This is a genomic window from Streptomyces sp. NPDC107562, assembly GCF_055657325.1.
The window spans coordinates 283333-296905 of sequence record NZ_JBVKBE010000006.1 but is presented as its reverse complement, the minus strand read 5'-3'; the positions used below and the strand labels follow the sequence as shown (position 1 = coordinate 296905).

10 protein-coding genes and 1 pseudogene are annotated in these 13573 nt (G+C 71.7%); 2 read left to right on the top strand and 9 right to left on the bottom strand.

From position 1 onward, the window contains the following. Window positions 1–44: 44 nt before the first annotated feature. The 4 genes from ACZ7LV_RS19745 to ACZ7LV_RS19730 all read right to left on the bottom strand — a co-directional run bounded on the left by ACZ7LV_RS19745 (window position 45) and on the right by ACZ7LV_RS19730 (window position 5256). The gene (locus ACZ7LV_RS19745; protein WP_471940836.1) at window positions 45–515 is read right to left on the bottom strand and encodes a DUF5709 domain-containing protein; all 471 of its coding nucleotides are present in this window, start codon (window positions 513–515) and stop codon (window positions 45–47) included. 264 nt (window positions 516–779) lie between these two features. Then, the gene (locus ACZ7LV_RS19740) at window positions 780–2561 is read right to left on the bottom strand and encodes an ABC transporter ATP-binding protein (protein ID WP_471940834.1); all 1782 of its coding nucleotides are present in this window, start codon (window positions 2559–2561) and stop codon (window positions 780–782) included. Then, window positions 2558–4534, bottom strand: a complete 1977-nt coding sequence (locus ACZ7LV_RS19735) for an ABC transporter transmembrane domain-containing protein (protein WP_471940833.1) — start codon at window positions 4532–4534, stop codon at window positions 2558–2560. The genes ACZ7LV_RS19740 and ACZ7LV_RS19735 overlap by 4 nt, the downstream gene beginning before the upstream one ends. 266 nt (window positions 4535–4800) lie before the next feature. After that, complete coding sequence (locus tag ACZ7LV_RS19730) at window positions 4801–5256, bottom strand: MarR family winged helix-turn-helix transcriptional regulator (protein ID WP_401671733.1); 456 nt, start codon at window positions 5254–5256, stop codon at window positions 4801–4803. A 149-nt stretch (window positions 5257–5405) separates the two neighbouring features. Here ACZ7LV_RS19730 and ACZ7LV_RS19725 point away from each other — a divergent pair, with 149 nt between their 5' ends. Together ACZ7LV_RS19725 and mltG are read left to right on the top strand one after the other, a co-directional pair. Continuing rightward, a complete protein-coding gene (locus tag ACZ7LV_RS19725) occupies window positions 5406–7208 on the top strand; it encodes an ABC transporter ATP-binding protein (protein WP_471940832.1) in 1803 nt (600 codons plus the stop codon). Window positions 7209–7251: 43 nt separating this feature from the next. Continuing rightward, complete coding sequence (gene mltG / locus ACZ7LV_RS19720) at window positions 7252–8106, top strand: endolytic transglycosylase MltG (protein WP_471940831.1); 855 nt, start codon at window positions 7252–7254, stop codon at window positions 8104–8106. A gap of 311 nt (window positions 8107–8417) precedes the next feature. Here the strand turns inward: mltG and ACZ7LV_RS19715 are convergent. From ACZ7LV_RS19715 to ACZ7LV_RS19695, 5 genes and pseudogenes are all read right to left on the bottom strand, one after another. Further along, a pseudogene (locus ACZ7LV_RS19715) lies at window positions 8418–9473 on the bottom strand (NAD(P)-binding domain-containing protein); the annotation flags it as partial. A 63-nt stretch (window positions 9474–9536) separates the two neighbouring features. Then, the gene (locus tag ACZ7LV_RS19710) at window positions 9537–10691 is read right to left on the bottom strand and encodes an LLM class flavin-dependent oxidoreductase (protein ID WP_471940829.1); all 1155 of its coding nucleotides are present in this window, start codon (window positions 10689–10691) and stop codon (window positions 9537–9539) included. 1 nt (window position 10692) lies between these two features. Then, entirely contained in the window at window positions 10693–11718 is a 1026-nt protein-coding gene (locus ACZ7LV_RS19705; protein WP_471940828.1) for an ABC transporter substrate-binding protein, read from the bottom strand. 73 nt (window positions 11719–11791) lie between these two features. Beyond that, on the bottom strand, window positions 11792–12547 hold the full coding sequence (locus tag ACZ7LV_RS19700) for an ABC transporter ATP-binding protein (protein ID WP_471940826.1): 756 nt from the start codon (window positions 12545–12547) through the stop codon (window positions 11792–11794). After that, window positions 12520–13437 (bottom strand): ABC transporter permease, encoded by a 918-nt coding sequence (locus tag ACZ7LV_RS19695; protein WP_471940825.1) that lies wholly within the window; start codon window positions 13435–13437, stop codon window positions 12520–12522. The genes ACZ7LV_RS19700 and ACZ7LV_RS19695 overlap by 28 nt, the downstream gene beginning before the upstream one ends. Between the last annotated feature and the right edge of the window lie 136 nt (window positions 13438–13573).

The window sequence follows — 13573 nt, the reverse complement described above, 5'->3', positions numbered from 1 at the left end:
GGGGAGGGGGCATAAGCGGGCGCGACGGGCGGGCCGGGCCGGCGTCAGCCGGACACGGCGTCCTCGTCGACGATGTGGACGGCGGCTTCCTCGGCGGAGGCGGCTGCCCCGTCGATCCCGACGTCGGTGGCGACCAGCGCGGACTCGTCGTCCTCGTGCGCTCCCTCGTCGGGGGCGACGAGCCGCCCGGACCGCGCGGCGCCGACCTCGTTGTCCAGGAGCTCCCCGTCCGTGCCGTCGGCGTCGCCGAGGCCGTCCCCCTCCAGGCCGATCGCATCGGGCAGCTCCTCGGCCAGCCGCTGGTCCAGGGTCTCGCCCCGCGCACGCTCGGCCGCCGTCACGCCGGTGTGCTCCACCGCCCACGGCCGCTCCGGAGGGGACCAGCCACGGTCCAGCGGGTCACTGACACCGTCGTACTCCAGGGTGTCCTCCCCGTCGAGCAGCCCCGTGTCCTCGCGCTGCTCGGACCCGTCGGGCTGGTAGACGTCGTCTCCCCATCCGTCGGCGCTGTTCACGGGTACCTCCAGGTGGTGAGGACGGGGCCGGTCCCGCCACGGGCGGCGGCGCGCCGTCCGTACCGGGGACGCAGACCGCGCCCGGCGCTGTCCCGCGCACTTCGCGGACGCTCCCCGAGCCTGCGCCGCTTCCAGCCTTCCACCCCAGTTCGCCCCCGCGCAACGGCACGGCCACGGACCGGGGGCCGGCCGCCGGAGCGGCGGGGGCGGATCAGCGCCACGCCCCCTTGCCCTGCCCCGCCCCGCGAGAGCCGGCCGTCACCCTCACCCGTGCCACGACCTCCACAGCGCCGCGTACGCCCCGTCCGCCTCGACCAGCTCGGCATGGCTGCCCAGCTCGCTGATGCGTCCGTTCTCGACGACGGCGATGACGTCGGCGTCGTGGGCGGTGTGCAGACGGTGCGCGATGGCGACGACAGTACGGCCGTCGAGGACACGGGCGAGGGAGCGTTCCAGGTGACGGGCCGCGCGCGGGTCGAGGAGGGACGTCGCCTCGTCCAGGACCAGCGTGTGCGGGTCGGCCAGCACCAGCCGGGCCAGCGCGATCTGCTGGGCCTGTGCCGGGGTGAGCGCGAGCCCGCCCGAGCCGACCTCGGTGTCCAGGCCCTCCTCCAGGGCGCGCGCCCACCCGTCCGCGTCGACCGCCGCGAGCGCAGCCCACAGCTCGGCGTCGACGGCGTCCGTGCGGGCGAGCAGCAGGTTGTCGCGCAGGGCACCGACGAAGACGTGGTGCTCCTGGTTCACGAGGGCCACGTGCGAACGGACGCGCTCCGCGGGCATGCGGGACAGTTCGGCGCCGCCCAGGGTGATCCGGCCGTCGCGCGGTGCGTAGATCCCGGCGAGCAGCCGGCCGAGCGTCGACTTGCCCGCACCGGAGGGACCCACCAGCGCCAGCCGGGTGCCGGGGGCGACTTCCAGCGACACCTTGCGCAGGACGTCGACACCCTCGACATATCCGAAGTGGACCTGCTCGGCGTGCACGTCCCGGCCGTCGGGCGCGAGCGCCGGGTCTCCGGCGTCCGGCTCGATGTCGCGGACGCCGACGAGCCGGGCCAGCGACACCTGGGCCACCTGCAGCTCGTCGTACCAGCGCAGGATCAGTCCGACCGGGTCCACGAGCATCTGCGCGATCAGCGCGCCGGTGGTCAGCTGCCCGACCCCCAGCCAGCCCTGGAGCACGAACACCCCGCCGACCATCAGGACGGAGGCGAGCACGGTCACATGGGTGACGTTGATGACCGGGAAGAGGACCGACCGCAGCCAGAGCGTGTAGCGCTCCCAGGCGGTCCACTCCTTGATCCGGCGCTCCGACAGCGCCACCCGGCGCTCGCCGAGCCGATGCGCCTCCACGGTGCGCCCGGCGTCCACGGTCTCGGCGAGCGCGGCGGCCACGGCGGCGTATCCGGAGGACTCGGACCGGTAGGCCGACGGCGCCCGGCGAAAGTACCAGCGGCAGCCGATCACCAGCAGCGGCAGGGCGAGCAGTACGGCCGCCGCGAGCGGGGGCGCCGTGACGACCAGGCCGCCCAGCAGCAGGGCGACCCACACCACGCCGATCGCCAGCTGGGGCACGGCCTCGCGCATGGCGTTGGCGAGCCGGTCGATGTCGGTGGTGATCCGGGACAGGAGATCACCCGTCCCGGCCCGCTCCAGGACACCCGGCGGCAGTCCGACCGACCGCACGAGGAAGTCCTCCCGCAGATCGGCCAGCATCCGCTCGCCCAGGACCGCGCCGCGCAGCCGCACCTCCCGCACGAACACGGCTTGGACGACGAGGGCGAGGACGAAGAACGTCACCGTCGGTCCGAGGTGCAGCTCACGCGCCTGCTCCGAGACCCGCTCGACGAGGCCGCCCAGCAGATAGGGACCGACCATGGAGGCGATCACGGCGATGGTGTTGACGGCGACGAGGAGCAGGAACGCCCGGCGGTGCCGGCGGAACAGTTCGGCCACGTAGCCGCGTACGGTCGCGGGGGCGCCGACGGGCAGCGTGTGCGCCGTCGTCGGGGCCGCCGGGTCGTACGCCGGTGGCGCCACGCCGATCATGCTGTCTCCTCGATCTCGTCCAGCTCTTCCAGTTCGTCCAGCTCGTCAAGTTCACTGAGTTCGTCGAGGTCGTCGGCGTCGAACTCGGCGAGCACGCCGCTCAGCGCGGCGGACTCCTCCTCGGTCTCCCGGGTCACCACGGCCCGGTACCGGGGCTCCGTGTGCACCAGGTCCCGGTGCACGCCGACCGCCGCCACCTCGCCGTCGTGGACGAGCACCACGCGGTCCGCGCGGTCCAGCAGCAGCGGGGAGGACGTGAACACGACCGTCGTGCGCCCGGCCCGCAGCTTGCGCACGCCGTCCGCGATCCGCGCCTCGGTGTGCGAGTCGACGGCGGAGGTCGGTTCGTCCAGGACGAGCACCTCCGGGTCGGTGATCAGCGACCGGGCGAGGGCGAGCCGCTGGCGCTGGCCACCGGAGAGGGAACGCCCGCGTTCGGTGATGCGGGCGTCCATCGGGTCGTCGGCGTCGAGCGAGCCCTGTACGAGCGCGGCGAGCACGTCCTCGCACTGCGCGGCGGCCAGTGCCTCGTCCGCGCGGACGTTTCCGGAGGCGGGGACGTCGAGCAGTTCGCGCAGGGAGCCGGAGAGCAGCACGGGGTCCTTGTCCTGGACCAGGACGGCCGTCCGTGCCTGGTCCAGCGGCAGTGCGTCGAGCGCGACACCGCCGAGCAGCACGGGCGTACCCGCCTCGGAGGGATGGCCGCCGAGCCGCTCGGCCAGCCGGCCCGCCGCGTCGGGGTCGCCGCACACCACGGCCGTGAACCGGCCGGTCGGCGCGAGCAGACCGGTGTCCGGGTCGTACAGGTCCCCGCCGGGCAGGTCCGGGGAGGCGTCGGGAGAGCCTTTGCCGGCCCGCTCCGTGTCCGAAGCCCGCTCTCTGCCAGAGGCCCACTCGGCGTCCGTGACCCCCTCGGCCTCCGCAGCCCCCTTGGCGTCCGTGACGCCCTCGGCCTCAGAGGCCCCCTCGGCATCCGTGGCCCGCTCCAGGGACAGCACGCGCGCCGCCCGTTTGGCGGAGGGACGCGAGAACGAGTACGCCATCGCGATCTCTTCGAAGTGCCGCAGCGGATAGGTGAGGAGCATGACCGAGCTGTAGACGGTGACGAGTTCCCCGACGGTGATGCGGCCCTGCCGGGCCAGATGCACGCCGTACCAGACGACCGAGATCAGCAGCAGACCCGGCAGCAGCACCTGGATCGCGGAGATCAGCGACCACATACGCGCGTTGTGCACGGCCGCGTGGCGCACCTCCTGGGAGGCGCGGCGGTAGCGGTCGAGGAACAGTTCCTCACCGCCGATGCCGCGCAGGACGCGCAGCCCCGCGACGGTGTCCGAGGCGAGCTCGGTGGCGTAGCCGGCCTTCTCCCGCTGGACGTCGGCGCGCCGGGTCGCGCGGGGGAGCAGCGGCAGCACGGCCAGCGCCAGGACGGGCAGGCCCACGGCGACGACGACGCCGAGGGCCGGCTGGTAGACGACGAGGCCGATACAGACCAGCACGATTGTGACGGCTGCCGCGGTGAAGCGGGACACGGCCTCCACGAACCAGCCGATCTTCTCGACGTCACCCGTGGACACGGCGACCACCTCGCCGGCGGCGACCCGGCGGGTGAGGGCCGACCCCAGATGGGCGGCCTTGCGGGCCAGGAGTTGCTGGACCCGGGCGGCGGCGGTGATCCAGTTGGTGACGGCGGCCCTGTGCAGGAAGGTGTCGCCGAGGGCGTTGCCCGCGCACGCCAGCACCATCAGGCCGCCCGCGAGGGCGAGGCGCTCCCCGGAGCGGTCCACCACGGCCTGGACGGCGAAGCCGACGCAGAACGGCAGCGACGAGACGGAGACGAAGTGCAACAGGCCCCAGGCCAGCGCGACGAGCTGACCACGCAACTGGTTCCGGCCCAGCCACCACAGGAACCGCGGCCCCGAACGCGCGTCCGGCACCCCGGGGTCGGCGTACGGAAGGTCTTGAATCTGCATGACGTCCCAGTGGCTCTTGTCAGGGCGGAAAGGGTGCGAGCGCGAAGTGCGCAGGTGGGCACCGAGCCGTGAAAGGCTCGCGCCACAGGCCGGTTCGAAGCAAGCGGTTTTCCGAACCACCGCACAGAACCGGCTACCGCCCGTCACTCCCGAGGGGGCGCCCGCCCTGAGGCTTCATCGGCCTCATGGCGGATCGGGCGTCATCGCCTCATCGCCTCATTGCGGAACCGGGACGCCGGCCGGCGCACCCGCGCGGGCAAAAGGATTCAGCACTGCCCCTCGCCGCCGCTCCCGCCGTCCACCAAGGTGTCCAGGAGCGTCCCCAGCACCCGTCGCTCCACATCCGTCAGCGGCGCCAGAATCTCCTCCGCCGCAGACCTCCGTGCCCCGTGCAGCTCCCGCAGGGTCTCGCGTCCGTGGTCCGTCAGTTCGATCCGGATCACCCGGCGGTTGGTCGGATCGGGTACTCGGCACACCTGGCCGTTCGCCTCCAGACCGTCGACCAGTGTGGTGACCGCCCTAGGCACGACCTCCAGGCGCCCGGCGAGGTCGGCCATGCGGGGCGGTGCCTCGTACTCCGCGAGGGTGCGCAGCAGGCGGGACTGGGCTGGAGTGATGCCATGGATGCGCTGCTGGAGGTGGCGCTTCTGGATCCGGTGCACCCGGCGGGTGAGCCGCAGCAACTGCTCGGCGAGCAGTCCGTCGGGATCGGGCGTGGTCATGCGGGAACAATATCAGGACGCCATTCATTGTGAGCATAGGTAACAATGAGCTATGCTCCATTCAGTCGGCTGCGACTGGTCACGTCGCTCATGGCTGACCACGTCACGCACGGCCGACCCCCACGACCGACTCACTCACGTAGGAGCCCATGAAGCCCGACCATGAACCCGCCTGGACGCCGCCCGCCGACAGTGCGGAGCAGCCGCGTCAGGTGCGCCGCATCCTCAAGCTCTTCCGCCCCTACCGAGGACGGCTCGCCGTCGTCGGCCTGCTCGTCGCGGCCGCGTCGGTCGTCTCGGTCGCCACGCCCTTCCTGCTGAAGGCGATCCTCGACACCGCCATCCCCCAGGGCCGCACCGGCCTGCTCACGCTGCTGGCCCTCGGCATGATCCTCAGTGCCGTCCTGACCAGTGTCTTCGGCGTCCTGCAGACCCTCATCTCCACCACGGTCGGCCAGCGCGTCATGCACGACCTGCGCACAGCGGTCTACGGACGGCTGCAGCGCATGTCCCTCGCCTTCTTCACCCGCACCCGGACCGGCGAGGTCCAGTCCCGCATCGCCAACGACATCGGCGGCATGCAGGCGACCGTCACCTCCACCGCCACCTCCCTGGTCTCCAACTTCACCAGCGTCGTCGCCACGGTCGTGGCGATGCTCGCCCTGGACTGGAGGCTGACCGTCGTCTCGCTGCTCCTGCTGCCGGTGTTCGTGTGGATCAGCCGGCGGGTCGGTGACGAACGCAGGAAGATCACCACCCAGCGCCAGAAGCAGATGGCCACGATGGCGGCCACGGTCACCGAGTCGCTCTCGGTGAGCGGCATCCTGCTCGGTCGGACCATGGGCCGTGCCGAGTCGCTGACCCGGTCCTTCGCGGACGAGTCGGAGCGCCTGGTGGACCTCGAAGTGCGGTCGAACATGGCGGGCCGTTGGCGGATGGCGGTCATCACCATCGTCATGGCTGCCATGCCTGCCGTCATCTACTGGACCGCCGGACTCGTCCTCCACGTCGGCGGCCCCGGCGTCTCCATCGGCACGATCGTCGCCTTCGTCTCCCTCCAGCAGGGGCTGTTCCGTCCGACGGTCAGCCTGTTGAGCACCGGTGTGCAGATCCAGACGTCGCTGGCCCTGTTCCAGCGCATCTTCGAGTACCTCGACCTGCCCGTGGACATCACCGAGCGCGAGCGGCCCACCCGTCTCGACCGCATCAAGGGCGAGGTCCGTTTCGAGGGCGTCGAGTTCCGGTACGACGGCAAGGGCAGCCCGATCCTCGACGGCATCGACCTCACCGTCCCGGCGGGCGGCAGCCTCGCCGTCGTCGGCCCGACGGGCGCCGGCAAGTCCACGCTGGGCTACCTCGTGCCGCGGCTGTACGACGTCACGGGCGGTCGTGTCACCCTCGACGGGATCGACGTCCGCGACCTCGACTTCGACACCCTCGCGCGAGCGGTCGGCGTCGTGTCCCAGGAGACGTACCTCTTTCACGCCTCGGTGGCCGACAACCTCCGCTTCGCCAAACCCGACGCCACCGACGAGGAACTGCACGCGGCGGCGAGAGCGGCCCAGATCCACGACCACATCGCGGCCCTGCCCGACGGCTACGACACGATCGTCGGCGAACGCGGCCACCGCTTCTCCGGCGGCGAGAAGCAGCGCCTGGCCATCGCGCGCACCATCCTGCGCGATCCGCCCGTGCTGATCCTCGACGAGGCGACGAGTGCCCTCGACACCCGCACCGAGCACGCCGTCCAGGAGGCGATCGACGCCCTGTCGGCCAATCGGACGACACTCACGATCGCCCACCGGCTGTCCACCGTCCGGGGTGCCGACCAGATCCTCGTCCTGGATTCCGGCAGCGCGGTCGAGCGCGGGACGCACGAGGAACTGCTGGAGCTGGACGGGAGATACGCGGCGTTGGTCCGCCGGGACGCCCAACTGGAGCCGACAACATGAAGATATGCCGGGTTTGTGACGATATGCGGGTTACCGTGCCCGCATGCAGACGAACACTCCGCCACGGAGCACGACTCGCACGATTCGACTGACGCGCAGGGGCCGTGCCGCCCTCGTCGCGACCGGAGCCGTCGTGGCAGGCACAGCCGTGGCGGTGCCGCTGCTGATCCTGGGAGGCGAGGAGAAGCCGGCCAAGCCGGCCAGCCTCGTGATCCCCGAGGGTTGGCGCGCCGGCCAGGTCTACGCCGCCGTCGACAAGGTCCTCGCCCTGCCCACCGGCACCACGAAGAAGGCGGTTTCCCGAGCCCGCCTCAAACTGCCCAACGACGCTCAGGGCAACCCGGAGGGCTACCTCTTCCCGGCGACCTATCCGGTGCCGGAAGGGACGACGCCGGAGAAGGTGCTGGCGACGATGGTCGACACCGCCAACAAGAAGTTCCACGGGGCGCCGATCGCCGCCGGTGCGCAGCGCAACGCCATGAACGTCTATCAGGCGGTCACCATCGCCAGCATCGTTCAGGCCGAGGCCGCCACCAAGACCGACATGGGGAAGGTCGCCCGCGTCGTCTTCAACCGGCTGGAGCGCGGCATGCCGCTCCAGATGGACTCGACCATCAACTACGCGCTGAACCGCCACACGCTCAGGACCACGCTCGGCGACACCCGGATCGACAGCCCCTACAACTCGTACCAGCGCATGGGTCTGCCGCCCACGCCCATCGACAACCCCGGCGAGCAGGCGGTACGCGCGGCGATCAACCCGACACCGGGGGACTGGCTGTACTTCGTGACGGTCAAGCCGGGCGACACCCGCTTCACGTCCGACTACGCGCAGCACCAGCGCAACGTCGCCGAGTTCAACGCCCAGCAGAGAAGCCAGAGCAGCCCGGCACGCTGAGACGGCGGCGCGTCACGACCGGCTCCGCAAGGGCGTGGGCGGCCTGGTGTGCGGTCGGGGCGGACGTCGGGGCGGACGTGTCACGCCGCGATCGGATCCCCGTGCTCCCCGTGCTCCCCATGCACCCTGTGTTCCCCGTCCCCCTCATGCACCCCGTGCTCCCGATGCTCCCCGTGCGCTCCGAACTCCCCTGGTGCTCCCGACTCCCTCTGCTCCCTGCGCCCCGTCACCTCCGCAACCTCCGTCACCTCCGTAACCTCCGTCACCTCCGTCACCTCTCTCCTCTCCGTCTCCTCCGTGCCTCGCGTCGTGGCGAGGAGCCGCCTGATCTCCTGTACCGCCGCCCGGCCCGCCCGGTTGGCGCCGATGGTGCTGGCCGACGGGCCGTAGCCGACGAGATGGACGCGGGGATCGGCGACCGCACGGGTGCCGTCCACGCGGATGCCGCCGCCCGGCTCACGCAGCCGCAACGGAGTGAGGTGCTCGATGGCGGGCCGGAAGCCGGTCGCCCAGAGGATGACGTCCGCGTCGACATGCCGTCCGTCCTTCCACTCCACGCCGTCCGGAGTGATCCGGTCGAACATCGGCTGCCGGTCCAGCACCCCGTCGGCGAGCCCCTGCCGGACGGCGTCGTTCAGGGGCAGCCCGGTCACGGAGACGACGCTGCGCGGGGGGAGCCCCTGCCGTACGCGTTCCTCGACGAGCGCGACCGCCGCGCGTCCCGCGTTCTCGTCGAACGGTCCCTCACGGAAGACCGGCGGCCGGCGGGTCACCCAGGTGGTGGCCGCCGCGTAGGGCGCGATCTCCATCAGGTGCTGCGTGCCGGAGGCGCCACCACCCACCACGACCACCCTCTGCCCGGCGAACTCCTCGGGCCCGGGGTACTGCGCCGTGTGCAACTGGCGTCCACGAAACGTCTCCTGACCCGGATAGCGCGGCCAGAAGGGCCGGTCCCAGGTGCCGGTCGCGTTGATCAACGCCCGCGTGGCCCAGTCCCCGGCGGAGGTCTCGACGAGGAGCCGTCCCTCGGCGCCTTCCCGGACCGCCCGTACGTCGACCGGCCGCCGCACCCGAAGGTCGAACTCCCGCTCGTAGGCGGCGAAGTACTCCCGGATCACCTCGGACGACGGCCGCGCCGGATCGGCGCCCGTGAGCTCCCGGCCCGGCAGCGCGTGCATCCCGTGCACCTTGCCGTACGTCAGTGAGGGCCAGCGGAACTGCCAGGCACCCCCGGGCCCGGGGGAGTGGTCCAGCACCACGAAGTCGCGGTCCGGTTCGAAACCGGCCCGGCGCAGGTGATAGGCGCCGGCCAGACCCGCCTGACCAGCGCCTATGACGACCACCTCGACCTCGCGCGCATTAGTCACGTTTCTACGAACAGCGCCGTGGCCGTGGATCTTCCCGCCCGGTGTCCCGTGCGATCAAGGCCGTCACCGTCCGCTCGACACGAGCAGCGGCGCACCCGCCGCTTCGGGAGTGCCACCCAGCAGCCCCCGTGCCGCCAGTTCCGGAATCACCCCCTCCCCGAACCAGTACGCCTCCTCCAGATGCGGATAGCCGGAGAGCACGAAGTGCTCGACGCCCAGCGCGTGGTACTCCGCGATCCGTTCGGCGACCTCTGCGTGACTGCCGACCAGCGCGGTCCCGGCCCCGCCACGGACGAGGCCGACGCCCGCCCAGAGGTTCGGATAGATCTCCAGCCGCTCCCGCGAGCCCCCGTGCAGCGCGAGCATCCGCCGCTGCCCCACCGATTCGCTGCGCCCGAGCGCCGACTGTGCGGCGGCGATCGTCTCGGCGTCGAGGTCGTCCAGCAGCCGGTGGGCCACCGCCCAGGCCTCGGCGGAGGTGTCGCGCGAGATGCTGTGGAGCCGGATGCCGAAGCGGACGGTACGGCCCTTCTGGCGGGCCAGCGTGCGGATCCAGTCGATCTTCTCGGCGACCTGGGCGGGTGGCTCCCCCCAGGTCAGATAGACATCGGCATGGCGTGCGGCGACCGGCCCGGCCGCGGGTGACGACCCGCCGAAGAACAGTTCCGGCAGCGGGTCGGGCGGCAGCGCGGTCAGCCCGCCCTGGACGTCGTAGTGCGTGCCGTGGAAGTCGTACGGCCGGCCCTGCCACACTCCGCGCACGACCGACAGGAACTCGTCGGTGCGGGAGTAACGCTCGTCGTGGTCGAGGTGGTCGCCGAAGCGGCGCTGCTCCGAGGAGTCGCCGCCGGTGACGACGTTGAGCAGCAGCCGCCCGCGGGTGAGGCGCTGGTAGGTGGACGCCATCTGCGCGGCCAGGGTCGGTGAGATCACGCCGGGGCGGAAGGCGACGAGGAACTTCAGCCGCTCGGTGTGCTGGGCGAGGGCCACCGTGGTCAGCCAGGCGTCCTCGCACCAGGTGCCGGTCGGCGTCAGCACGGCCTCGAAGCCCAGCCGCTCCGCCGCCTTGGCGATCTGGACGAGGTAGTCGAGGTCCGGGGCGCGGACCCCGGCGGGCTTTCGGGCCGCGCCGACGTCGTTCGCGGCGTAGGCGTGCCGGTCCACCAGCGTGCGGCCGTCGCCGCCCGTCGGCAGGAACCAGTGGAGACGTAGGGGCATGTCACTTCTCCTTGTAGACGCGGGGAGCGGTGCTCGACGGCGGCAGGTCGCCGTTGTAGCGCGTGTCGACGAAGGCGCCGAAGTCGACCTTGCCGGGAATCAGCTTCAGGTCCGCGAAGGTGTCGACGATCTCCTGCTCGGACCGGACGAGCGGCTCGTCGACCGCGACCGGTATCCGGGTGCCGTTGGATCGCTTGACCGAGGCCAGCGCCACCTCGTAGGGCAGCCCGGTGTCCTTCGCCCACACCTTCGCCCAGTCCTCCGGGTGGTCGTGGACCCAGTCCTGCGCGCGCCGGAGGCGGTCCAGGTAGTCCTCGATCGCCGCCGCCTTGGCCTTGTCGCGCAGCGCGCTCGGGGCGGCCACCTGGAAGGACAGACCGTTGGTCACGCCCTGGCCGGTGGTGAGCAGGCGGCCCTGCTTGGCCTGGAGCACCTGCGAGGTGTACGGATCCCAGACCGCCCACGCGTCGACCTTGCCGCTGGTGAACGCCGCCAGCGCGTCCGCCGGCTGGAGGTACTTCACCTGGACGTCGCTCGGCGCGAGCCCGGCCTTCCGCAGGGAGGCGACCAGTTGGTAGTGCGCGGACGATCCCTGCGCGACGGCCACGGACCTGCCCTTGAGCTGGTCGGTGCGGCTCAGCCGTGAGTCGTTCGGTACGAGGAGGGCGTCGCCGTCGGACGTGCCGTGCCAGGCCGCCACGACCGTGATCTTCGAGCCCGCGCCGGCCGCGAACACCGGTGGGGTGTTGCCGACTCCGCCGATGTCGACGGCTTTCGCGTTGACGGCCTCCAGCAGCGGCGGGCCCGAGGTGAAGGTGGACCACTTGATCTTGTAGTCGAGGTCGTCGAGCTCACCGGCGGCCCGCAGCAACGCCTCGGAACCGCCCTTCTGGTCACCCACGTCGAGGGTCAAGGAGCCCTTGCCGTCGGTGTCCGAGCCGGAGTCGGCCGCGGAGCTGCCCCCGCAGGCGGTGAGCAGGAGGGCCAAGGGGAGGAGCAGGGCGGCGGGGACGAGGCGTGGTCGCATGGCGGATCCGTTCATGTCCGTTGGGGAAGTGACCGTGGAGGTGTGTGGCTGCGCTCGTGACGGGCCGGGGAGTTCAGGCGGCCTCGACACCGAGGCGGTGCAGCAGTCCGGCGCGCAACTCGGCGAACCGGGGGTCGGCGATGTCGCGCGGACGTTCCAGTGCGATCCGCTGCTCGTGGGCGATCACGCCCTCGTCCATCACCAGGACGCGGTCGGCGAGCAGTACGGCCTCCTCGACGTCGTGCGTGACGAGCAGCACCGCGCAGCCGCGCCGCTGCCACAACTCGCCCACCAGACGCTGCGCGTTGATGCGGGTGAGCGCGTCAAGGGCACCGAAGGGCTCGTCGAGCAGCAGCAGATCGGGCTCGCGCACCAAGGCGCGGGCCAGCGAGGCGCGTTGGGCCTCGCCGCCGGACAGGGTCTTGGGCCACGCGTCCGTACGGTGGCTCAGGCCGACCTCTTCGAGGGCGCGCTCGGCGACGGCGCGTGGGGGCCTGCCGGGCAGCCCGAGCAGGACGTTGCGCCACACCTTCTTCCATGGCATCAGTCGCGGCGCCTGGAAGGCGACGGCCTTGCGGCGCGGCACCAGGACGGTGCCCTCGATGTCACGGTCGAGCCCGGCGAGGATGCGCAGCAGGGTGGACTTGCCGCAGCCGCTGCGGCCGAGCAGGGCCACGAACTCGCCCTGCTCCACCTCCAGTTCGAGGTCGCCGATGACGGCGCGGCCGTCGAAGGACCGGGTGAGCCCCCTGACGTGCACGGCCGCGCGGGTGCTGGTGGTGCCGGTGGTGCTCAGGGAGCTCACCGGCCGGTGAACGTCGGTCGCCATTGCAGCAGCAGCCTTTCGAGAGAGCGGACGACGAAGTCGGCGAGCAGGCCGAGGAAGGCGTAGACGATGAGGCAGACCACGATCACGTCGGTCCGCAGGAAGTCCCGTGCCTGCACCATGAGGAAGCCGATCCCGGAGTCCGCGTTGATCTGCTCGGCGAAGACCAGCGCCAGCCAGGCGATGCCCAGTGAGTAGCGCAGGCCGGTCAGCGCGCCGGGCAGCGCTCCCGGCAGGACGACGTGCCGCACCAGCCCCCAGCGGGACAGCCCGAGCGACTCACCCGCCTCGATGAGCTGGGCGTCCACGCCGCGGATGCCGGCGTAGACGTTGAGGTACAGCGGGAAGGTCACGCCGAGCGTGATGACGGCGACCTTGGGGGCCTCGCCGATGCCGAACCAGATGATGAACAGCGGGATGAGCCCCACGAACGGCACGGTGCGCAGCATCTGCACCGAGGCGTCCACCAGGTCCTCGCCGATCCGGAACAGCCCGGAGACCAACGCCAGTCCGGTGCCGATGAGGGTGCCCAGCAGGAGTCCGCCCGCCACGCGCCGCAGCGAGGTCGCCATGGCGGAGGGCAGCGAGCCGTCGCCGATCAGATCGCCGGCGACCTGGGCGATACGGCCCGGCGAGGCCAGCACGTCGGCCGTCAGCACGCCGGTGGAGCTGAGGAGTTGCCACAGCGCCAGCAGAAGCAGGGGGCCCGTGGTGCGGCGGAGCCAGCGGGGGACGCGGGTGCGGCGGGACGAGGTGGGGCGCAGGGGTTCGAGCCGGAAGCCGGGCTGGGCGTCGGAGGGACCTGCGGCGTTGGCGAGGGAGGCCGCACGGTCGGATGACATAGGCGAAATATCGGGCTCAGGTGAGTTGGGTGGGGCATGGCTGATGCTCATGACTGCTCCAGGGCTACACAGCGGCGACATAGTGGCGACAAGGCGGTGAGCAAGGCGACGACAAGGCGATACGGCGACAAACCGACACGACGAGCAGCGACGTGGCGACGTGGCGGCGAGGCGACAAGGCGGAGTG